Origin of the sequence: Rathayibacter sp. AY1E6, assembly GCF_002931115.1 — a bacterium.
GTDB lineage: Bacteria > Actinomycetota > Actinomycetes > Actinomycetales > Microbacteriaceae > Rathayibacter.
This window is the reverse complement of the sequence record NZ_PSVK01000004.1, coordinates 239,840-262,042: the sequence shown is the minus strand read 5'-3', so window position 1 is coordinate 262,042 and position 22,203 is coordinate 239,840. Positions and strand designations below refer to the sequence as shown.

Below are 22,203 nucleotides of genomic sequence, written 5' to 3'. Positions count from 1 at the left end.
GCTCCTCTCAGTCCGTCTTCCGTATGGCGGACGGCGCCTCCGCCCGCTCGTCCACGACGTCGAGGCGAGCCAGCGCGTTCGCCGTCCCCCGGCGGCCCCGTGTCGCGACCAGGCCGATCATCGCGGCCGCCGCGAGGACGAAGGCGAGCAGCGACCAGAAGCCGCCCTCGACGGCGAGCAGGGTCGACCAGCCGCCCGATCCCGCCGCCCAGCGCACGAGCCGCTGCCAGAGGAGCGGTCGCGGCTCGGGACGCAGGCGCACCACCGTCTCGCCGAGGGTCCGTCCGGACCGCAGCACGATCACGAGCTGGAGCAGCGGAGCGACGAACGGCAGGGCTCCGAGAACCACGTCCCCGGGGCTCGAGCGCGTGTCCACCCCCGCGAGCACGAGGCCGACCCCGGTGATCGAGACGAGCGCGCCCGTGATGAGGCTCAGCGCGAGAACGTCGCAGAACATGCCGAACGCGCGGCGGCGGATCGTGACCGGGCGCGCCAGCTCCGGCACCGCGCCCTCGGTCCGGCGGGTGAAGAGGAGGAGGACGGGGGAGAAGAGGGTGCCGAGTAGGGCGCCGGCCGTGTTGGCCAGCAGGTCGTCGACGTCGAAGAGCCGGTAGGCGCACGGGTAGAGGAACCAGTCGCCCGTGAGCTGCGTGACCTCGATGAGGAGCGAGACGGCGAAGCCGACGACGGTGCCGCCGATCAGCCCGGCGACGAGGCGCCCGCGCAGAGCGAGGTGTCGGACGAGCATCCCGAGGGGGACGAAGAAGACCACGTTCAGGAGCACCTGCGCGGACGCGGGGTTCGTCAGCAGCGCGCGGGGCCCGTCGATCCCGCCCTCCTTCGCGATGTCGCCGACGAAGGCGAACAGGCGCAGCTGCGGACCCGATCCGGTGCGGCAGGCGGCGGCGACCGTCGCCTCGTCGGGCAGGGGGAGGAGCGTGTAGGTGACGAGGGCGAGCGCGTAGACCACGGCGGCGAAGGCCAGCACCGCGTTGCCGATCCCGAGGACGCCGCGGCGCCGGTACTGCAGGGCGGCCCAGGGCACGAGGCCCACGAGGGCGACGGCGGAGCCGAACAGGAGGGCGAGCACGGCGGAGGTCATGCGTCGACAGTAGGAGAGCGGAGGCCGATCCCCACCGACAGGCGCGTCGGGGATCTCCGCCAGCGCGATTCGTCCCTCCCCAGCGCGGGATCCGGGCGCTCCTCCACGGATCCGAGCGATCCCCGTCCGCCGCCTCCACGCCCTGCTAGCGTTTCCTGGGTCGCGTCCAAGAAACGCGTGCACCCCCGACCCCTCCACGAAAGACGTCATGCCGCTGCGCTCCCGCCTCCTCGCCCTCCCCGCCGCCGTCGCGGCCGCCGCGCTCCTGCTCAGCGGCTGCACCGCCGAGACGCCGGACGCCTCCAGCACCCCCGTCGACGGCGGGACGCTGACCTACGCGTCCGGCGACGCCGAGCCCACCTGCCTCGACCCGCACGTCGGCGGCAACTACCCGCAGGCGCTCCTCGCGACGCAGGTGCTCGAGTCGCTCGTCTCGCGCGACGCCGACGGCACCATCACGCCCTGGCTGGCCGAGTCGTGGACCGTCTCGGACGACGCGCTCAGCTACGACTTCACCCTGCGCGAGGGCGCGACCTTCACCGACGGCACCGCCCTCGACGCGGAGGCGGTCGCCGCGAACATCGCGCACCTGCAGGACCCGGCGACCAAGTCCTCCACCGGCTACCTCGCCGTGGCGAAGGTCGCCTCCGTCACCGCGGTCTCGCCGACCGTCGCCCGCTTCACCCTGACCGCGCCGGACAGTGCGCTGCTCGAGTCGCTCGCGCAGCCGTGGACCGCGATCGAGTCGCCCGCCGGCATCGCCCGCGGCGAGGAGGCGAACTGCGAGGCGCCCGTCGGCACCGGCCCCTTCACCGTCTCGGAGTGGGTCAAGCAGGACCACGTGACCCTCACCCGCAACGAGGCCTACGACGCGTCGACCGGCCCGACCGGGGACGGCCACGAGGGCCCCGCGCACCTGGCGAGCATCACCTGGCGCTTCATCCCCGACTCCGCCACCCGCTACGCGGCGCTGCAGTCGGGCGAGGTCGACGTGCTCGACAACGCCCAGCCCGACACTCTGAAGGCCGCGACCGGAGCCACGGACCTCGTCGAGCTCGACGCGCCCCGGCCCGGCTCGGTCAACCGCCTCGAGCTCAACTCCGGCCAGGCGCCGTTCGACGACGAGTCCGTCCGCGAGGCGTTCGTCCGCGGCGTCGGCGTGAACGACGCGATCGACTCCCTCTTCTTCGGCACCGCCGAGCGCTCCTACTCCCCGCTGTCCAGCCGCGAGGCGACCGCGTACTCCGACCCGTCGCTCTTCGAGGACGCCGGGTCCGACTCCGAGACGGCCGCCGCCGAGGATCTGCTCGAGAAGGCCGGCTGGGTGGACTCGGACGGCGACGGCATCCGCGAGAAGGACGGGACGCCGCTGACGCTGCGCTTCCCCGTCAGCACCAACCAGTCGATCCCGGCCGAGCAGTCGCTGTTCGAGCAGATCCAGGCCTCGGCGAAGACCCTCGGCTTCGACGTGCGGATCAGCCTGCTCGACCTGTCGAGCTGGTACACCGCGCTCGCGTCGAACGAGTACGAGCTGGTGAGCGCCCCGTACACGAAGGTCGGACCCGACGTGCTGCGGATCCTCTACTCCTCCTCGGGCATCACCCCCGCGCCGAGCGGCTACTTCGCCAACCACGCGCAGATCGCCGACCCCGCGCTCGACTCGCTGCTCGAGCAGGCGAGCGCCACGACCGACGAGGACGCCCGCGCCGACCTGTACGAGCAGGCCCAGCGGATCGTCCTCGAGGGCTACTGGATCCTGCCGCTCTACGACCAGCAGAACCACTACCTGCACCGGTCGGCCGTCCAGGGCCTCGTCGCCCTCGACACCGTGTCGACCCCCTGGTTCGCCGACGCCTGGGTCTGACCCGGCTCCGCGGAGCCGCCTGCACCGATCGAGGAGCGGACGCATGCCGGTCGAGTAGTCGCCGCGGCGGCGCATCGAGACCCCGCGATCGGGACGGGCGGATCTCGATGCGCCCGCTCCGCGGGCTGCTCGATCAGCAGGGATCCGTCCTCCATGCTGGTCGAGTAGCCGCCGACGGTCGCGCATCGAGACCCCGTGCTCCGGAGGGAGCGGACCTCGACGAAGCCCCGCCCCTCCATCGCCCCGACCAGAGAGGACGCCCGCCCGCATGATCCGCCGCGTGCTCCTCCGCCTCGGCGGCGCCCTCGTGGTGCTGTGGGCCGTCGCGACCGCCGTCTTCGTCCTCATCCGCCTCGTCCCCGGCGATCCGGCGCAGGCGATCCTCGGCGGTCCGGGCTCGCAGGCGTCGCCCGAGGCGCTCGCCGCGGTGCGGGAGCAGTACGGCCTCGACCAGCCGCTCCTCGTGCAGTACCTGGTGCAGCTCGGCAGGCTCGCGCGCGGCGACCTCGGCACCTCCTACTCCCTGCGCACTCCCGTCGCGCAGATCCTCGGCGAGCAGCTGCCCGGCACCCTCCTGCTCGCCGTGCTCGCGCTCACCGCCGCATGGATCCTCGCGCTCGCGACCGCCCTCTGGTCGACCCGGGGCGGCCGCCTCGCCGCCGCGGTCGGGTCCGGCCTCGAGCTCACGGCGGCCGCGCTCCCGCACTTCTGGCTGGCGACCGTGCTGATCGCCGTCTTCGCGACCGCGCTGCGCTGGCTGCCCCCGGTCAGCACCGGGTCGCCCGCCGGGCTGGTGCTGCCGACGCTCACCCTCGCGATCCCGCTGGCGGGCTTCCTCGGCCAGGTGATGCGCCGCTCCCTCCTCGACGCGCTGGAGTCGCCGTTCGTGCTCGCCGCTCGGGCGCGCGGCGAGGGCGAGTTCGGCGTCCGCGCCCGCCACGCCCTGCGCCACGCGGTGCTGCCAGGGGTCTCGCTCTCGGGCTGGGCGTTCGGCTACCTGATCGGCGGGGCCGTGGTGGTCGAGACGATCTTCGCGAGGCCGGGGCTCGGCCGGACTCTGCTCGCGGCGGTGACCGTCCGTGACGTGCCGGTGGTGACGGGTGTCGTGCTGGTCACGGCGCTGGCGTACATCGTCGTGACCCTCGCCACCGATCTGCTGACGCGCGTGATCGACCCGCGGCTGGCCCGGCGGGAGGCGGTCGCGTGAGCGAGCTCGAGCTGCGCGCCGCCCGCCCGCTCCGCCGGGGTCCCTCCCGCCTCCGCGCCGGCGAGGTGCTGGCCGCGGTCTTCGTGGTGCTGCTCCTGCTCGCCGCCGTCGCGCCCGGGCTGCTCGCCCCCTCCGATCCGCTCGCCGTCGCCCCGCGCGACGCCTTCACCCCACCGGGTGCCGCCCACCTGCTCGGCACCGACGAGTCCGGTCGCGACGTCCTCAGCCGCCTCATCGCGGGGGCGGGCGCATCCCTCCTGATCGGCGCCAGCGCCACCGCGATCGGCCTCGTCCTCGGCGCGGTGCTCGGGGTGGTCGCGGCGTTCGGCGGCCGCGTCGTCGACGGCGTGATCGGCCGCGTGCTCGAGGTGCTCTTCGCCTTCCCCGCGCTCCTGCTCGCGCTGCTCGTGATCGTGGTCACGGGTCCCGGAGTCGTCCCCGCCACCATCGCGGTCGGCCTCTCCACCGCGCCGGGGTACGCCCGCATCCTGCGCACGCAGCTGCTCGGCATCCGCGACTCCGGCTACGTCGAGGCGGCGCGCGTGCTGGGGCACGGGCCCGTCCGGATCCTCGTCCGGCACGTCCTCCCCAACACCTTCGGGCCGCTCGCCGTGCTGGCGACCCTCGGCGTCGGCCAGGCGATCGTCTGGGCCTCGGCCCTCAGCTACCTGGGCCTGGGCGCCGAGCCGCCCGCGCCGGAGTGGGGCGCGATGCTCTCGGCGGGCCGCACCTACCTCTCGAGCGCGTGGTGGCTGACCGTGTTCCCGGGGCTGGCGATCGTGCTGACCACGATCGCGACGACGGTCCTCGGCGGGCGTCTGCGGGGTGCGCGGTGAGCGCGGTCGTCGTCGAGGGGCTCCGGGTCGCCTTCGACGGAATCGAGGTGGTGCACGGGGTCTCGTTCCGCGTGGAGCCGGGGGAGTGCGTCGCGATCGTCGGCGAGTCCGGGTCGGGCAAGAGCGTCACCGCGCGAGCGCTGCTGGGGCTGAGCGGAGGCGCCGTGACCGGGAGCGTCCGCGTCGGCGGGACCGAGGTGGTCGGAGCGGGCGAGCGGGAGCTGCGGCGGCTGCGCGGCGGATCCGTCGGCTTCGTCCCGCAGGACGCGCTGCTCTCGCTCGACCCGCTGCGCCCGATCGGCCGCGAGATCGGCGACGTGCTCCGCCTCCACGGCCGCCTCCCCGCGGCCGAGCGCGCGCAGCGGACGGTCGAGGCCCTGGCGAGCGTCGGCATGCCGGAGCCGGCCGAGCGGATGCGGGAGCGCTCCGGCGACCTCTCCGGCGGTCTCCGCCAGCGCGCCCTCCTCGCGGCGGCCGTGGCGCTCGATCCGCCGCTGCTCGTCGCCGACGAGCCGACCACCGCGCTCGACGTGACCGTCCAGGCCCGCGTGCTCGAGCTCTTCGCCGAGCAGAAGGCGCGCGGCCGGGCGCTCGTCCTGGTCTCGCACGACCTCGCGGTGGTGGCGGGCCTCGCGGACCGCATCCTCGTGCTCGCGGACGGCCGCGTGGTGGAGGAGGGGACCGCGGCCGAGGTGCTGCGCGCGCCCCGCAGCCCCGAGGCCCGCGCGCTCGTGGCCGCCGTCCCCGCCGGGCGCCCGCGCGGCTCCCGGCTCACCGACCCGACCGCACCGGCGACCCCGCCTGACACCCCCGGCGAGGTCGTGGTCGCGGCCCGCGGACTCGCCGCCCGCTTCCCGCTGCCCGGCGGAGGAGTGCGGGTCGCGGTCGACGACGTCGACCTCCGGCTGCGGCGCGGCGAGACCGTGGGGCTCGTCGGCGAGTCCGGGTCGGGCAAGAGCACGGTGGCCCGGCTCGTGCTGGCGCTGCGGCGTCCGGACGCGGGCGCCGTCGAGCTGTTCGGCGAGCCGTGGTCGGCAGCGACCGAGCGCTCCCGCCGTCCCCGCCGCCCGCGGATCGGCGCCGTCTACCAGGACAGTCTCTCCTCGTTCGACCCGCGCTGGAGCGTCGGCCGCCTCCTCCGCGACGCCGGCGCAGCCTCCGTGCCCGCGCTGCTCGAGAGCGTGGGGCTCGACCCCGCCCTGGAGCGGCGCTCGCCGCGGACCCTCTCCGGCGGTCAGCGCCAGCGCGTCTCGATCGCCCGGGCGCTGGCGACGCGCCCCGACGTGCTGATCTGCGACGAGCCCGTCTCGGCCCTCGACGTGTCGGTGCAGGCGCAGATCCTCGACCTGCTCGACGACCTGCAGCGCCGTCACGGCCTCGCCCTCCTCCTCATCTCGCACGACCTCGGCGTGATCGCCCACATGAGCGATCGCATCGCCGTGATGCGCGAGGGTCGGATCGTCGAGGCGGGGCCGGCCGCGTCGCTCCTCGCCGCGCCGCAGGAGGAGTACACGCGCCGCCTGCTCGCCGCCGCCCCTCGCCTCGAGCGCTGAGCCGTCCGCGGCGCGGCGCCCGCGCAAGCCCGCGCCGCGAATCCGCCGCACCTCCACCACGTGTCGGACCTGCGGCGTAGCGTTGCCGAGGTGATGCGCCCGACGACCCAGACCCTCGGCCAGCTCCGTGCCTCCGGGCACGTGCAGAAGAGCCTCCGCACCGAGATCCGCGACAACCTGCTCGACGCCCTGCGCGAGGGCCGCGATCCCTGGCCGGGCCTGCACGGCTTCGCCGAGACGGTCATCCCGCAGGTCGAGCGCGCCGTCATCGCCGGTCACGACATCGTCCTGCTGGGCGAGCGCGGCCAGGGCAAGACCCGCCTCCTGCGCACCCTCGTCGGCCTGCTCGACGAGTGGACGCCCGTCATCGAGGGGTCCGAGCTCGGTGAGCACCCCTACGAGCCGATCACCACGGAGAGCCGCCGCCGCGCGGAGGAGCTGGGCGAGGACCTGCCCGTCGCGTGGAAGTCCCGCGAGGAGCGCTACGTCGAGAAGCTGGCCACGCCCGACACCAGCGTCGCCGACCTCATCGGCGACGTCGACCCGATGAAGGTGGCCGAGGGCCGCAGCCTGGGCGACCCGGCGACCATCCACTTCGGCCTCATCCCGCGCAGCCACCGCGGCATCGTCGCGATCAACGAGCTGCCGGACCTGGCCGAGCGGATCCAGGTCGCCATGCTCAACGTGATGGAGGAGCGCGACATCCAGATCCGCGGCTACGTCCTCCGCCTCCCCCTCGACGTCCTCGTCGTCGCGAGCGCGAACCCGGAGGACTACACGAACCGCGGCCGGATCATCACGCCGCTGAAGGACCGCTTCGGCGCCGAGATCCGCACCCACTACCCGACCGCTCTCGTCGACGAGGTCGCCGTCATCCGGCAGGAGGCGGACCTCGTCGCGACCGTGCCCGATGCGCTCATCGAGATCCTCGCCCGCTTCACGCGGGCCCTGCGCGAGTCGAGCTCCGTCGACCAGCGCAGCGGTGTCAGCGCCCGCTTCGCCATCGCCGGCGCCGAGACGATCGCCGCCGCCGCCCTGCACCGCGCCACCCGCCGCGGCGAGGAGGAGGCGGTCGCCCGCCCCATCGACCTCGAGACCGCCGTCGACGTGCTCGGCGGCAAGATCGAGTTCGAGTCGGGGGAGGAGGGCCGCGAGGACGAGATCCTCGACCACCTGCTCCGTCAGGCCACCGCCGAGACCGTCCGCGCCCACCTGCGCGGCGTCGACCTCGGGCCGCTCGTCGAGGCGGTCGAGAACGGCGCGATGATCACGACGGGCGAGCAGGTGACCGCCCGCGAGTTCCTGGCCGGCCTGCCGCTGCTGGGCGAGGCCCGCGTGTACGACGAGGTCGCCGAGCGCCTCGACGCCGTGGGGGAGGGGCGCCGCGCCGGAGCGGTCGAGCTCGCCCTCGAGGGCCTCTACCTCTCGCGCAAGCTGAGCAAGGAGACGGGCGGGGGCGAGGCCGTCTATGGCTGATGCTCCGCGCGGCAACCGGCGGCTGAAGCGCGACGCGCGCTACGCGAAGTACGACGGGGGACCCGATCCGCTCGCTCCTCCGGTCGACCTGAAGGAGGCCCTCGACGCGATCGGCGAGGACGTGATGGGCGGCACCTCGCCCGAGCGCGCCCTGCGCGAGTTCCTCCGCCGGGGCACCCGCGACCGCGAGGGCCTGGACGACCTGGCCGCCCGCGTCGCCGAGCGGCGTCGCGAGCTCACGCAGAGGAACAACCTCGACGGCACGCTCCGCGAGATCCGCGAGCTCCTCGACAAGGCCGTCCTCGCCGAGCGCAAGCAGCTCGCCCGCGACACGCAGATGGACGACGGCGACCGCGCGCTCGCAGAGATCCAGCTCGACAGCCTCCCGCCCTCACCGGCCGCGGCCGTCTCGGAGCTCCGCGACTACCGCTGGCAGAGCCCCGAGGCGCGCGCCGACTTCGAGCGGATCCGCGAGCTCCTGGGCCGCGAGATGCTCGATCAGCGCTTCGAGGGGATGAAGCAGGCCCTCGAGAACGCGAGCGACGAGGACCGCGCCGCGATCGACGCGATGCTCCGCGACCTGAACGAGCTGCTCGAGGCGCACGCGCGCGGGGAGGACACCCCCGAGCAGTTCGACGCCTTCATGGAGCAGCACGGCGAGTACTTCCCCGAGGGCCCGGAATCGGTGGACGAGCTGATCGACGCGCTCGCCGCCCGCGCGGCGGCGGCCCAGCGGATGCGCAACTCGATGACCGCCGAGCAGCGCGCCGAGCTCGACGCCCTCGCCCAGGAGGCCTTCGGCACGCCGGAGCTCATGCAGTCGCTCGGCCGCCTCGACGAGACCCTGCGGGGGCTCCGTCCCGGCGAGGACTGGGGCGGCTCCGAGCGGATGGACGGCGAGCAGGGGCTCGGCCTCGGCGACGGGACGGGCGTGTTCCAGGAGCTGGCCGACCTCGACGCCCTCGCCGACCAGCTCGCGCAGACGGACCGCTCCTCCCTCGACGACCTCGACCTCGACCTGCTGGCGAAGCGCCTCGGCGAGGACGCCTCCGTCGACGCGCAGACGCTGAAGCGCCTGGAGCGGGCCCTGCGCGACTCCGGGACCCTGCGCCGCGGCTCCGACGGCCGCCTCGCCCTCAGCCCGAAGGCCATGCGCCGGCTCGGCAAGGCGCTCCTGCGCGACATCGCCGAGACCGTCTCCGGCCGTCAGGGCGCCCGCGACGTCCGGCGTGCGGGCGCGGCGGGCGAGCGCTCCGGAGCGACGCGCTCGTGGGAGTTCGGCGACACCGAGGCCTGGGACATCCCCCGCACGGTGACCAACGCCCTCACCCGCAGCGCCGGCGAGGGCCGACCGGTCGGCTCGGGGGTGCGCATCCTGATCGACGACGTCGAGGTGCAGGAGACGGAGGCGCGCACGCAGGCCTGTGTCGCGCTCCTCGTCGACACGTCGTTCTCGATGGCGATGGACGGCCGCTGGGTGCCGATGAAGCGCACCGCCCTCGCCCTGCACACCCTGATCAGCAGCCGGTTCCGCGGAGACGCGCTGCAGCTCGTCGCCTTCGGCCGACGCGCCGAGGTGATGGACGTCGAGCAGCTGGTGGGCCTGGACGCGGAGTGGGACAAGGGCACGAACCTGCACCACGCGCTGCTGCTGGCCAACCGGCACTTCCGCAAGCACCCGAACGCGCAGCCGGTGCTGCTCATCGTCACCGACGGCGAGCCGACCGCGCACCTCGAGCCCGACGGCGGCGTCTTCTTCGACTACCCGCCGGACCCGCTGACGGTCGCCGTCTCGGTCCGCGAGCTCGACGCGTCGCTCCGCCTCGGCGCGCACACCACGTTCTTCCGCCTGGGTGACGACCCGGGCCTCGCGCGCTTCATCGACTCGCTCGCCCGCCGGGTCGGCGGCTCGGTGGTGAACCCGGAGGCGGAGGACCTGGGAGCGGCCGTCGTCTCCTCCTACCTCGGCGCTCGCGGCGCGGGTCCGGGAGGCGGCGGGACGCCGGGCGAGGAGCTGTTCGGCCGCGGCTGGAGCTTCTGAGCCGTTCAGGATGCAGGAGGGATCCGCTCCCGCGCCTGAGGATCAGCGCGTCTCCGCCGCTCCGGAGGCGTTCGTCCCGAGTTCCGACCGCGCCCTGCTCAGAACAGCGGCCAGGGCACCGCGGGCATCCCGCCCCGCGGGCCCGGGAAGCGGCCGAAGGAGCCGAGCCGCTCGCAGCGCTTCGCGAACGCGGCGACCTCGTCCTCGGTGAGCAGCTCCGAGAGCGCCTCGCCGAGCGGTCCGTCGATCTGCGCGCGCAGGAGCGCCAGCGCCGTCAGCTCCTCCTCGAGCAGCGGTTCGCCGATCCAGCCCCAGAGGACCGTGCGCAGCTTGTGCTCGGAGTGGAAGGTGAGGCCGTGGTCGACCCCGTAGCGGTGGCCGTCGGGCAGCGCGAGCACGTGCCCGCCCTTCCGGTCCGCGTTGTTGGCGACCACGTCGAACACGGCCATCCGGCGCAGCGCCGTCGAGTCCTCGTGCACGAGGGAGATGTCGCGGTCCTCCTCGTCGCTGCCGTCGAGGACGTGCCGCCATCCGTCGGGCACGGCGTCGGCGGGCACCAGGTCGACCGCGTCCTGGTCCGGATCGATGTCCTGCCAGAGCTGAACCATGCCCGGCCCGAGAGGACCGTCGCGGAGCCACGTGCGCGGCACCACGTTCCAGCCGAGCGCCTCCGAGACGAGGTACGCGGCGACCTCGCGGCCCGCGAGCACGCCGTCCGGGAAGTCCCACAGCGGCTTCTCGCCCGAGATCGGCTTGTAGACGACGGACGTCTCGCCGAGCTGCGCGAGGAACGTCGCGTTCGAGGCGATCGTGATCCGGCCGGCCAGCTCCAGCTCGCCGTCGAGCCCGCCCGGGTCGCTCATGCGAGCGGGCAGTCGTGCCCGTCGGGATCCATCGGCTCGCCGCAGCGGGGGCAGAGCGGACGTCCGGCGCCGACGACCTCGAGGGTGCGCTTCGCGAAGGCGCGCGCCGTTCCGACCGGGATCTTCACCTGCAGCATCTCGGTGGGCTCGGGCTCCTCCTCGGAGTCGTCCTCCGCCTCGGTCAGCGGGTAGGCCTCGATCACGATCTGCGCGGTGGACGGGTCCCAGCCGAGGCTGAGACCGCCGACGCGGAACTCGGGCTCCACGGGCTGGTCGAGCGGGTCGTTGTCGACGAGCTCCGGGGGAGTGCCGGCGGGGACGCTGACCGGGTTGCCCTGGGCGGTCATCAGCTGGTCGAGGATCTCGTCGATCTTCTCGGCGAGGAGGGCCGACTGCTGCTTCTCGAGGCCGACGCTGACCACGCGGGGCCCGGTCTTGGCCTGGAGGTAGAAGGAGCGCGAGCCGGGTGAGCCGACGGTCCCCACGACGACGCGATCGGGCCAGTCGAATCCGTGCACGATCGGAGGCATGCCCCCAGTCTACGAGCGCCCGCCTCCGCGGTGGCTGCGCGCGTCGGGCTCGGGCGGCCTGCTGATCGAGCAGCCGTCTCTTCTGCTGACCGAGCCCCCCGCGGAGCGGGCGCATCGAGATCCACCGCCGCCGAGCACCCGCGTCCCTGCCGCTCGGTCGAGCCCTGAAGCGGCCCTCCCGAACCGCGCCTACTCGTGCCCCGCCCCGCCCCCCACAGCGGCGTCCGCCACGGGGGCCGCCTTCCGCAGCCAGCCCAGGTCCCCGGCGTCCGTGTTCATCGCGACGACCTCGGGCCGCCCCGCGCCGTAGCGGATGATCGACACCGACGCCGGTCCGACGCTGAGCCTCTGGAACAGGTCGAGGTGCATGCCGAGCGCGTCCGCGAGGATCGCCTTGATCGTGTCTCCGTGGCTGACCGCCGCCCACACCGCGCCGGCCCCGTGCTCCTCCGCGACCGCCGCGTCGTGCCGCCGGATCGCCGATACGGCCCGGGCCTGCATCGCGAGCATCCCCTCGCCGCCGGGGAACACCACCGCGGAGGGCTGGTTCTGCACCGTCGCCCAGAGCGGCTCCGTCGCGAGATCCCGCAGCGAGCGCCCCGACCAGTCGCCGTAGTCGCACTCGGTGATGCCCTTGTCGATCACGGTCGCCGGCGATCCCGTCTGCCGCTCGAGGACGAAGCGCGTGGTCTGCCGGCACCGCTCGAGCGGGCTCGACACCACGGTCGCGAGCTCGACCGCCGCCAGCCGCTCCCCGGTGCGCGCCGCCTGCGTGCGTCCGACGTCGTCGAGCCGCACTCCGGCGGTGCGTCCGGCGAGGATCCCCGCGGTGTTCGCGGTGGTGCGTCCGTGCCGGACGAGGAGGAGCGTGGGCATGGGGCCAGCGTAGGCGGCCGTGCTCCCGCCCCGCCCCGTCGGACCACCGGGGCCGCGCCGGCGCGTTCAGCGCGACTCCATCGCGGGACGGATGCCCCGGCCGCAGCGCCTGCCTAGGGTGGAGGAGCGGCCGCCCACCGCGGCCCGGAAGGGACACACATGGACGGGACGACGCCCCCCGGCATTCCCCAGGACGGCACGGACACCGAGAGCCCCGCCGCGCGCACCGCCGCCGACGGCACCGCTGCCGAGCACACCGACTCCGCGCTCACCGACTCCGCGCTCACCGACTCCGCGACCCCCGCGTGGGCCGCCCCCGAGGCCTCCGGCCGCCACGGCGAGGTCGCCCTGCGGATCCGCGGCCTCCGCAAGCGCTTCGGCGACAAGGAGGCCGTGAAGGACATCGACCTCGACGTCCCCGCCGGGTCCTTCTTCGGGCTCGTCGGCCCCAACGGCGCGGGCAAGACGACGACCCTCTCGATGGCCACGGCCCTGCTCCGCCCCGACAGCGGCGTCGTCACGATCCACGAGGTCGACGTCTGGAAGGACACCCTCGAGGCGAAGCGGCTGATCGGCGTCCTCGCCGACGGCGTCAAGCTGTTCGACCGCCTCACCGGTCTCCAGCTCGTCACCTACTACGGCCTGCTCTGCGGGCTCGAGCGCTCCGTCGTCGTCGAGCGGACCGACGACCTCCTCGCCCTGCTCGGCCTCGATCCGGCCGACCGCACGCTCGTTGTGGACTACTCCGCGGGCATGACCAAGAAGATCGCGCTCGCCTGCGCGCTCGTGCGCGCCCCGCGCCTCCTGGTGCTCGACGAGCCGTTCGAGTCGGTCGACCCGGTCTCGGCGGCGAACATCCGCGACATCCTGACCGGCTTCGTCGCGTCGGGCGGCACGGTCATCGTCTCGTCCCACTCCATGGACCTCGTCGAGCGGATGTGCGACCGCGTCGCCGTCATCGCCGACGGCCGCGTGCTCGCCTCCGGCACCCTCGAGGAGGTCCGCGCCGGGTCCAGCCTCGAGGAGCGCTTCGTCGAGCTGGTCGGCGGCCGCACCCACCAGGAGGGACCGGCATGGTTGCGCATCTCCTGAGGCTGCGGCTGCTCCTGCTCCGCAACTCGCTGACGCGGAACGTGTGGCAGCTGATCGGCGTGATCCTCGGCGGTCTCTACGCGATCGCGGTGCTCGGCCTGGTCGCGGCCGGCCTGGTCGCGCTCGGAGGCACGGACCCGGCGTTCGCGAACGTCGCGATCGTCCTCGGCGGCTCCGCTCTGATCCTCGGCTGGGTGCTCGGGCCGATCTTCCTGTCCGGCTCCGACCAGAGCCTCGACCTGCCCACCCTCGCGACCTTCCCGATCCCGCTGCGGACCCTCCTCCTCGGGCTCGCCGCCGCGGGCCTCGCGGGCATCCCCGGCGTGGTGACCTCGCTCGGCGCGCTCGCCTCCGCCGCCGCCTGGTGGAGTCGGCCCATCGGCATCCTGCCCGGCCTCGTCGCCGCGGTGATCGGCGTCGCGACCTGCGTGGTCGCGTCCCGCCTGATCGGCGCGCTCACCACGGGCCTGGGCTCGAGCCGCCGCTACCGCGAGGTGATCGGCGGCGTCGTGCTCGTCGTCGTCATCCTGCTCGGACCGCTCTTCTTCGGCCTGACGAACGTGATCCGCGACGGCCTGGACGTCCTGCCCGTGATCGCGGGCGCCCTCGGCTGGTCGCCGCTCGGCGCGATCTGGGCCGTCCCCGGATCCGTCGTCGCGGGCGACTGGGTCGCGGCGATCGCGCGCCTGCTGATCGGGCTCGCGACGCTGGCCGTCCTCGTCTGGGCGTGGGCCCGGGCGCTGCGGCACGCGCTCGCGGAGCCCGCCGCGTCCGGCGCGCACTCCGCCTCCGGATCCGCGGGCCTCGGCCTGTTCGGGCGCTTCCCCGGCACCCCGACCGGCGCCGTCGCCGCGCGTGCCCTCGGCTACTGGTGGCGCGACCCGCGCTACAGCCGCGGGCTCCTCGTCATCCCCGCCGTCGTCGTCCTCGCGGTCTTCTACTCCGCGATCGGCAGCGGCGGCGACACCTTCGTGCTGCTCTCGGCCGTGCTCGTCGGCCTGATCTTCGGCGTGACCCTCTGCGCCGACGTGTCGTACGACGGCACCGCCTGGGCGGCGCACGTCAGCTCCGGAGTGACGGGGTCGGCCGACCGCGCCGGTCGCGTCGTCGCCGCCGCGATCATCGGCGTCCCTGCGGTGGTCGCCGTGGCGGTGGGCACCGCGCTGTACGCGGGACGCGCCGACGCGATCCCGGCCGTGCTGGGCATGGCGCTGGCCCTCGTTCTCAGCGGGTTCGGAGTGTCGAGCGTCGCCTCGTCGCTCGTCGTCTACCCCGTGCCCGGGCCGGGGGACAGCCCGCTGAAGACGCCGCCGGGCTCCGGGATGATCTCGAGCGTCGTGATGCTGGGGAGCATGGCCGCGACCGGTCTGCTGGCGCTCCCGTCGATCGTCCTCGGCGCGATCTCGCTCATCGGCGGCGACCCGGCCTTCGGCCTGATCGGACTGGCGGCCGCCCTCGTGCTGGGCACCGTCTTCGCGCTGGTGGGCATCCGCGTCGGCGGTCGGATCGTCGACCGCCGAGCGCCGGAGCTGTTCGCCGCCCTCGTGACGATCGGCTGACGCGGGGGCGGGGCGCGGGGCCGGCGGTGCCCGCCCGCTCCCCGTCTCCGCCCCGCTCCCCGCCCCCGCGAGTGCGCGAAAGTTGTCGCACTCGAGCTCGAGTGCGACAACTCCTGCGTGCTTGCGAGTGCGACGACTCCTGCACACTCGCGGGAGCCGGCGAGGACCGCGCGCACCCGCGAGTGGCCGCGCGTCCGCGAAAGCCAGCACACATTGCCCGCGGCAGAATGTGGACATGCGCAGCCTCGAAGTCCTCCTCGATCCGGAGTCGGAGGCTCGCGTCCGCAGCCAGTGGGAGGCGCTCGAGGCGGCCGGCATCCCGAGCCTCGCGCTGCACACGTCCGCCAGCAACCGCCCGCACCTCACCCTGGTCGCCGGGCCCGAGCTGACCGCCCCGGAGCCGGGCGCGCTCGGTCCGCTTCCGGCGACGGCCGACCTCGGTGCCGTCCTCCTCTTCCCGCACGCCGGGCGCTTCGTCCTCGCCTGGGGAGTGGTCCGCTCGCCCGCCCTCGACGCTCTGCACGACCGGGCCACGCGCCTCGTGCCGGGCGGCGTCGACACCTCGCTGCCGGACGCCTGGACGCCGCACATCAGCGTCTCGCGCCGCCTCCGCGCCGAGCAGCTCGGCGACGCCGTCCCCCTCCTCGGCGAGCCGTTCACCGTCGGCCTCGCGGGCGTCCGCTTCTGGGACGGCGACACCCGCACCCTCACCGACCTCTGATCCGGGCGCCGCAGAAGACCCCCGACCTCCCCGCAGCCGCCTCCCCAGCTCCCTCCCTGCGGCCCTTCTCCACAGTTCCCCGGACCCCCGGGGCGGCGTCGGAGGCGGCGGGTAGAGTTCCCCGGGTGACAGAGCCCACCGCGACAGCCCTCCCCGCCCCGCCGCTCGCCGACCCCTCGGCGGAGTCCCGCGGCGGCGTCCGGAGCGACGCGGCGAGCGGCGCTGCGGGCTCCGGATCCTCCGAGGCGCAGGCGATCCTCGAGAAGGTCTTCGGCTACGGCTCCTTCCGCGGCGAGCAGCAGGCCATCGTCGAGCAGGTCATCGGAGGCGGCGACGCCGTCGTCCTGATGCCCACCGGCGGCGGCAAGTCGCTCTGCTACCAGATCCCCGCCATCGTGCGCCCCGGCACCGGCGTGGTCGTGTCCCCGCTCATCGCGCTGATGCAGGACCAGGTCGACGCCCTCCGCGCGAACGGCGTCCGCGCCGAGTTCCTCAACTCCACCCAGGACGCGGGCGAGCGCAGCCGCGTCGAGCGCGCCTACCTCGACGGCGAGCTCGACCTGCTCTACGTCGCCCCGGAGCGCCTGGGCAACGAGGGCATGAAGCAGTTCCTCGCCCGCGGCCGGATCGCCCTCTTCGCGATCGACGAGGCCCACTGCGTCAGCCAGTGGGGCCACGACTTCCGCCCCGACTACCTCGCACTGGGCGAGCTCGCCGAGCGCTGGCCCGACGTCCCGCGCATCGCCCTCACCGCGACCGCCACCGAGGCGACGCACCGCGAGATCACCTCGCGCCTGCACCTCGGCGCCGCCCGCCACTTCGTCTCGAGCTTCGACCGCCCGAACATCCAGTACCGGATCGTCAACAAGGTCGAGCCGCGCAAGCAGCTGATCGACTTCCTGCGGCGCGAGCACGCGCACGACGCGGGCATCGTCTACGCCCTCTCCCGCAAGAGCGTCGAGGCGACGGCCGAGGCGCTGCGCTCGGCGGGCTTCGACGCCGTCGCGTACCACGCGGGCCTCGACTCGCGGGTGCGCGCCGCCGCCCAGTCGCGGTTCCTCCGCGAGGAGGGCGTCATCGTCTGCGCGACCATCGCCTTCGGCATGGGGATCGACAAGCCGGACGTGCGGTTCGTCGCGCACATCGACCTGCCCAAGTCGGTCGAGGGCTACTACCAGGAGACGGGTCGTGCCGGCCGCGACGGACTGCCGTCCACCGCCTGGCTCGCGTACGGACTGCAGGACGTGGTGCAGCAGCGCCGGATGATCGACGAGTCGCCGGGAGACCTGGCGCACCGTCGGCGGATGTCCGCGCACCTGGACGCGATGCTCGCGCTCTCCGAGACGGTCCAGTGCCGCCGGGTGAACCTGCTCGCCTACTTCGGCCAGGAGAGCACCGCCTGCGGCAACTGCGACACCTGCCTCGAGCCGCCCGCCTCCTGGGACGGCACGGTCGCGGCGCAGAAGTTCCTGTCGACGGTCGTCCGCCTCAAGCGCGAGCGCAACCAGCAGTTCGGCGCCGGTCACATCATCGACGTCCTCCGCGGCAAGACCACGCCGCGCACCACCCAGCACCAGCACGACGGCCTCGCCACCTGGGGCATCGGCGCCGAGCTCAGCGACACCCAGTGGCGCGGAGTCGCCCGCCAGCTCCTCGCCCAGGGCCTGCTCGGCGTCAACGACGACGGCTTCGGCACGCTCGTGCTCACGCCCGCGTCCGGCTCCGTCCTCAGCGGCGAGCGGAAGGTCGAGCTGCGGCAGGAGCCGGAGAAGCCGGCCCGCTCCAGCGGATCCTCCCGCTCCGGGCGGTCCACCGTCGCCGAGCTGTCGGGCGAGGCTCAGCCGCTGTTCGAGCGGCTCCGGGAGTGGCGCGCCGCGCAGGCCCGCGCGCAGGCGGTCCCGGCCTACATCGTCTTCAACGACGCGACCCTCCGCGAGATCGCGACCGCCGAGCCGGCGACGATGGACGCGCTCAGCATCATCGGCGGCGTCGGCCAGAAGAAGCTGCTCACCTACGGCGAGGCCGTTCTCGCCGTCGTCGCGGGGGAGAGCCCCGAGATCGCCGTCCCGGAACCCGGTGAGGAGGCTCCCGCTCCCCGCCGCGCGCCGACCGCCCGTGGCGGGTCGTCCCGCTCGCAAGGGGCGAAGCCCTCGTTCGGCCGCGAGTCGTCCGGTCCGCCGGTGTCCGCCGCTCAGCCGCCGGAGGACGACTGGGTGCCGCCGGACGAGCCCGACTGGGAGCCCGGCTGGGACAGCTACTGATCCGTCGCTGAGGCGCGCGGTTCACCACCCGCGACGGAGGCGGGCGCCGGCGCGGGCGACCGTGTTCCGGGCTCCGCGTCGGCGATCGTGCCCATCTCGTCACCGACGCGAGCGTCCTCGGTCCGAGGCGTCGGCGAGCGCCCTCAGCCGCCCGCGCCCGTCGACGCCATCCACCCGCCGAGCAGCGTGCAGCAGAACGACACCGCGAGGCCCGCCACCGGCACCCAGAACGCGATGCGCCGCCGCACCAGCAGCACGATCGAGACGGCCAGCGCCGCGAGGAACGGCACCCACACTCCTCCTGCGGCGAGGACCACCCCGCCCTCGATCAGGCCGATGTCGCAGGCGTTCGATCCGCCGCACGAGTCGCTGGCCATCGCGAAGAACAGCCCGAAGAACGACAGCAGCAGCGTCACCGCGGAGGCCACGAGGATCAGCACGATCGTCAGCACCAGGTCCCAGACGCGGACCGGGCGCCCATGCGGAACCCCGGATCCCGGCGCGGCCGGAGGCGCGGGAGGCGCGGCCGCGACGTCCACGGGCGGCGCACCCGGAGTCCGGGGAGGCGCTGCCGCGACGTCCGCGGGCGGCCCGGCCGCCGGGTGTCGGGCGGGCGGAGGGGGAGGCAGCGGCGGCTCGCTCATGCCGAGAGACTAGCGAGGCGGCCTCCGGTGCGGCGTCCCTCCTCCGCAGAAGCAGCCCGTAGGGACAGCCCGTTCAGCACACGGACGAGCCGCCCCCTTCTCCGCTCCCGTCGCAGGGACAGCCCGTCCTGCGCACGAGCCGCGCGCCCCGCCCCCGCCTGGTCGGTTCCGACAACGCGCTTCCTCCTCCGCCCGGCGCCGTTTGTGCCCGGGCGACGGAACGTTTCCGCCGCGCCGCCGCGCGACCTACCGTGCGAGGACCGCCTCCGCTGCCGCGACCGTCGGCGCACGACGCACCGGGAGCGGCCCGAACCGCAGACGGTCGAAGGGACACGAACACCATGGTCAGCACCGCTCCCCACCCCCGCTCCGCCGCCGACGCCGCCGACCGGGCGGCCACCGGACGCACGCGGGCCCGGCGCTCCCGCTCAGGCTCCATCGCGCCCACGCCGCCGGTGGACTGCCTCGGCTCCGAGGTCGACGCGCGCCTGGACGAGGACGGCGCCCCCGCCGTCGACGTCGCCGCCCTCGGCGAGACCCTGCTCGGCGCCTGGCGCGAGCAGCGCCTCGCCAGCCGCGCCCTGACCGCCCGCCCCGAGCTGCACCGCACCGACGGCCTCCCGATGAAGGAGCACCGCCTCCGCGTCTCGGAGCAGATGCGCGTGCTCGCGGCCGAGGGTGGCGTGCACCGCGCCTTCCCCGTCGACCTCGGCGGCGAGGCCGACCACGGCGGCAACATCGCCGGCTTCGAGGAGCTGGTCACCGCCGACCCGTCGCTGCAGATCAAGTCCGGCGTGCAGTGGGGGCTCTTCGGCGCCGCGGTCCTGCACCTGGGCACCCGCCCGCACCACGAGAAGTGGCTGCCGGGGATCATGAGCCTCGAGATCCCGGGCGCCTTCGCGATGACCGAGACCGGGCACGGCTCCGACGTCGCGTCGATCGCCACGACCGCCACCTACGAGGACGGCGAGTTCGTGCTGCGGACTCCGTTCCGCGCGGCCTGGAAGGACTACCTCGGCAACGCGGCGGTGGACGGGCGCGCGGCGGTCGTCTTCGCGCAGCTGGTCACCCGGGGCGTGAACCACGGCGTCCACGCCTTCTTCGTCCCGATCCGTGACGAGCAGGGCGCGTTCCTGCCCGGCGTCGGCGGGGAGGACGACGGCCTCAAGGGCGGTCTGAACGGGATCGACAACGGCCGCCTCCACTTCGACGGGGTCCGCGTCCCGCGCGAGAACCTGCTGAACCGCTACGGCGACGTCGCCGCCGACGGCACCTACTCTTCGCCGATCGCGAGCCCGGGCCGCCGCTTCTTCACCATGCTCGGCACGCTGGTGCAGGGCCGCGTCTCGCTCGACGGAGCCTCGGTCGCCGCGGCGAAGATCGCGCTGACGGTCGCCGTCACCTACGGCGACCAGCGCCGCCAGTTCACCGGCGGCGGCGAGCGGGAGGAGGTGCTGCTCGACTACCAGCGGCACCAGCGCCGCCTCCTGCCGCGCCTGGCCACCACCTACGCCGCCGCCTTCGCGCACGAGAAGCTGCTGACGGCGTTCGACGAGGTCTTCTCCGGCGCGAACGACACCGAGCAGTCGCGGCAGGACCTCGAGACCCTCGCCGCGGGGCTGAAGGCGCTCTCGACCTGGCACGCTCTCGACACGCTGCAGGAGGCGCGCGAGGCCTGCGGAGGCGCGGGCTTCCTCGCGGAGAACCGGCTCACGCAGCTGCGCGCCGACCTCGACGTGTACGCGACCTTCGAGGGCGACAACACCGTGCTCCTCCAGCTGGTCGCCAAGCGCCTGCTGACCGACGTCGGACGCCGCTTCAAGGGCGCCCAGCCCGCGGAGCTCGCGCGGTACGCCGCCTCGCAGGTCGCGGGGGCGACCGTCGACAACTCGGGTCTGCGCCGTCTGGCCCAGGTCGTCGCCGATCGCGGATCGACGGCCCGCTCGGTCGGCCAGCTACGGGAGGACCAGCGCGAGCTGCTCACCGGCCGCGTCGAGAGCATGGTCGCGGGGATCGCCTCACGGCTGCGCCCGGTGTCGAAGCTGCCCTCCGACGAGGCGGCCCGCCTGTTCAACGCGCACCAGAGCGAGCTCATCGAGGCGGCGCGCGCCCACGCCGAGCTGCTGCAGTGGGAGGCGTTCACGGAGGCGCTCGCCGGCGTCGAGGACGCGGGCACGCGCACCGTCCTCACCTGGCTCCGCGACCTGTTCGGCCTGGGCCTGATCGAGAAGCACCTCGACTGGTACCTCATCCACGGGCGCCTGTCGTCGCAGCGAGCGGTCGCGGTGACGTCCTACATCGACCGGCTGCTCGCCCGCATCCGCCCGCACGCCGCCGACCTGGTCGCGTCGTTCGGCTACGGGCCCGAGCACGTGCGCGCGGCGATCGCGACCGGTGCCGAGGCGGAGCGCCAGGAGGAGGCGCACGCCTGGTACGAGGCCGCCCGCGCCTCCGGCACCCTCCCCACTCCGGAGAAGCGCCGCTGAGCCCCTCCTCGAGATGCCGCTCCGGTACGCGACACGTCGCGCGAGGCGTACCGGAGTGGCATCCCGTGGCGACAGGACGGGGAGGGGCGCGTCAGGACGCGAGGAACGCCAGCGCCTGGTCGCGCTCGGCGCGCAGCTCGAGCACGGACTCGTCGATCCGCGCGCGGGAGTGCGCGTCGATCTCGAGCCCCTCGACGATCCGCCACTCGCCGTCGACGGAGCGGACCGGGAACGAGGAGATCAGCCCCTCCTCCACCCCGTAGGAGCCGTCCGACTCGACAGCGGCCGAGGTCCACGACGTGCCGTCGACCCAGTCGCGCACGTGGTCGATCGCGGCGGAGGCGGCGGACGCGGCCGAGGAGGCTCCGCGGACCTCGATGATCTCGGCGCCGCGCTTGGCGACCCGCGGCTCGAACTCCGTGTGCAGCCACTCGGCGTCGACCAGCTCGGGCACCGGCCGTCCGCCGACGGTGGCGTGCGTCGCGTCGGGGTACTGCGAGGCGGAGTGGTTGCCCCAGATCGCGACGCCCTCGATCGCGTCGACGGGGGCGTCGAGCTTCGCGGCGAGCTGCGCGACCGCCCGGTTGTGGTCGAGGCGCGTCATCGCGGTGAAGCGGCCGGCGGGGATGTCCGGGGCGCTGCGCCGCGCGATCCAGGCGTTGGTGTTGGCCGGGTTGCCGACGACCAGCACGCGGATGTCGGAGGCGGCGTGCGCGTTCAGCGCGGCGCCCTGAGGCCCGAAGATGCCCGCGTTCGCGGCGAGCAGGTCGGCGCGCTCCATGCCCGCGCTGCGCGGCCGGGCGCCCACGAGGAGGGCGACGCTCGCGCCGTCGAACGCGGCGGCCGGGTCGTCCGTCGCCTCGATCCCGCGGAGGAGGGGGAAGGCGCCGTCCTGCAGCTCGAGCGCCGTGCCCGCGGCCGCGCGGAGGCCGGAGGGGATCTCGAGCAGGTTCAGGCGGACGGGGACGTCCGGCCCGAGGAGCTGACCCGAGGCGATGCGGAAAAGGAGCGCGTAGCCGATGGCGCCTCCCGCTCCCGTGACCGTGACCGTGACCGGAGTGCGCTGCTGGTTCATGCGCCGAGCGTATTCCC

General features: G+C 74.4%; 17 protein-coding genes. 11 read left to right on the top strand and 6 right to left on the bottom strand.

Going from position 1 to position 22,203, the window contains the following annotated elements; genetic code table 11:
* Positions 1-7 precede the first annotated feature (7 nt).
* Positions 8-1,102: a VanZ family protein gene (locus tag C5C46_RS06290; RefSeq protein ID WP_181136497.1), complete on the bottom strand. Its 1,095-nt coding sequence runs from the start codon at positions 1,100-1,102 to the stop codon at positions 8-10.
* 208 nt (positions 1,103-1,310) lie between these two features.
* Between C5C46_RS06290 and C5C46_RS06285 the strand changes: the two genes are divergently transcribed.
* From C5C46_RS06285 to C5C46_RS06260, 6 genes are all read left to right on the top strand, one after another.
* Entirely contained in the window at positions 1,311-2,966 is a 1,656-nt protein-coding gene (locus C5C46_RS06285; RefSeq protein WP_104226049.1) for an ABC transporter substrate-binding protein, read from the top strand.
* Positions 2,967-3,234: 268 nt separating this feature from the next.
* Positions 3,235-4,173, top strand: coding sequence for an ABC transporter permease (locus C5C46_RS06280; protein WP_104226048.1), 939 nt, complete (start codon positions 3,235-3,237; stop codon positions 4,171-4,173).
* Positions 4,170-5,009, top strand: a complete 840-nt coding sequence (locus C5C46_RS06275) for an ABC transporter permease (protein ID WP_104226047.1) — start codon at positions 4,170-4,172, stop codon at positions 5,007-5,009. The genes C5C46_RS06280 and C5C46_RS06275 overlap by 4 nt, the downstream gene beginning before the upstream one ends.
* Entirely contained in the window at positions 5,006-6,562 is a 1,557-nt protein-coding gene (locus C5C46_RS06270) for an ABC transporter ATP-binding protein (protein ID WP_104226046.1), read from the top strand. Before C5C46_RS06275 ends, C5C46_RS06270 begins: the two co-directional genes overlap by 4 nt.
* Before the next feature lie 93 nt (positions 6,563-6,655).
* Positions 6,656-8,038: a magnesium chelatase gene (locus C5C46_RS06265; RefSeq protein ID WP_104226045.1), complete on the top strand. Its 1,383-nt coding sequence runs from the start codon at positions 6,656-6,658 to the stop codon at positions 8,036-8,038.
* Entirely contained in the window at positions 8,031-10,079 is a 2,049-nt protein-coding gene (locus C5C46_RS06260; protein WP_104226044.1) for a VWA domain-containing protein, read from the top strand. The genes C5C46_RS06265 and C5C46_RS06260 overlap by 8 nt, the downstream gene beginning before the upstream one ends.
* A 98-nt stretch (positions 10,080-10,177) precedes the next feature.
* Here C5C46_RS06260 and C5C46_RS06255 read toward each other — a convergent pair whose 3' ends face one another.
* The 3 genes from C5C46_RS06255 to C5C46_RS06245 form a co-directional block, all read right to left on the bottom strand.
* Entirely contained in the window at positions 10,178-10,942 is a 765-nt protein-coding gene (locus tag C5C46_RS06255) for an SCO1664 family protein (protein WP_104226043.1), read from the bottom strand.
* Positions 10,939-11,472 carry a DUF3090 domain-containing protein gene (locus C5C46_RS06250; RefSeq protein WP_104225051.1) on the bottom strand — a complete coding sequence of 178 codons (534 nt, stop codon included), beginning with the start codon at positions 11,470-11,472 and terminating at the stop codon, positions 10,939-10,941. Before C5C46_RS06250 ends, C5C46_RS06255 begins: the two co-directional genes overlap by 4 nt.
* Positions 11,473-11,661: 189 nt before the next feature.
* Entirely contained in the window at positions 11,662-12,348 is a 687-nt protein-coding gene (locus C5C46_RS06245; protein WP_104226042.1) for a histidine phosphatase family protein, read from the bottom strand.
* A gap of 159 nt (positions 12,349-12,507) precedes the next feature.
* Between C5C46_RS06245 and C5C46_RS06240 the strand changes: the two genes are divergently transcribed.
* The 4 genes from C5C46_RS06240 (at position 12,508) to recQ (ending at position 17,981) form a co-directional block, all read left to right on the top strand.
* A complete protein-coding gene (locus tag C5C46_RS06240) occupies positions 12,508-13,440 on the top strand; it encodes an ABC transporter ATP-binding protein (protein ID WP_104226041.1) in 933 nt (310 codons plus the stop codon).
* Positions 13,422-14,999, top strand: a complete 1,578-nt coding sequence (locus tag C5C46_RS06235) for a transporter (protein WP_104226040.1) — start codon at positions 13,422-13,424, stop codon at positions 14,997-14,999. Before C5C46_RS06240 ends, C5C46_RS06235 begins: the two co-directional genes overlap by 19 nt.
* A gap of 235 nt (positions 15,000-15,234) precedes the next feature.
* Entirely contained in the window at positions 15,235-15,720 is a 486-nt protein-coding gene (locus C5C46_RS06230) for a 2'-5' RNA ligase family protein (RefSeq protein WP_104226039.1), read from the top strand.
* A gap of 125 nt (positions 15,721-15,845) precedes the next feature.
* Positions 15,846-17,981 (top strand): DNA helicase RecQ, encoded by a 2,136-nt coding sequence (gene recQ / locus C5C46_RS06225; protein WP_104226038.1) that lies wholly within the window; start codon positions 15,846-15,848, stop codon positions 17,979-17,981.
* A 143-nt stretch (positions 17,982-18,124) separates the two neighbouring features.
* On the opposite strand, the gene C5C46_RS17105 is transcribed toward recQ, so the two are convergent.
* Positions 18,125-18,625 carry a DUF6264 family protein gene (locus C5C46_RS17105; protein ID WP_219812269.1) on the bottom strand — a complete coding sequence of 167 codons (501 nt, stop codon included), beginning with the start codon at positions 18,623-18,625 and terminating at the stop codon, positions 18,125-18,127.
* A 341-nt stretch (positions 18,626-18,966) separates the two neighbouring features.
* On the opposite strand from C5C46_RS17105, the gene C5C46_RS06215 reads away from it, so the two are divergent.
* The gene (locus C5C46_RS06215) at positions 18,967-21,111 is read left to right on the top strand and encodes an acyl-CoA dehydrogenase (RefSeq protein WP_104226036.1); all 2,145 of its coding nucleotides are present in this window, start codon (positions 18,967-18,969) and stop codon (positions 21,109-21,111) included.
* 91 nt (positions 21,112-21,202) lie between these two features.
* Here C5C46_RS06215 and C5C46_RS06210 read toward each other — a convergent pair whose 3' ends face one another.
* Positions 21,203-22,186 (bottom strand): malate dehydrogenase, encoded by a 984-nt coding sequence (locus C5C46_RS06210; protein WP_104226035.1) that lies wholly within the window; start codon positions 22,184-22,186, stop codon positions 21,203-21,205.
* Positions 22,187-22,203: the final 17 nt, after the last annotated feature.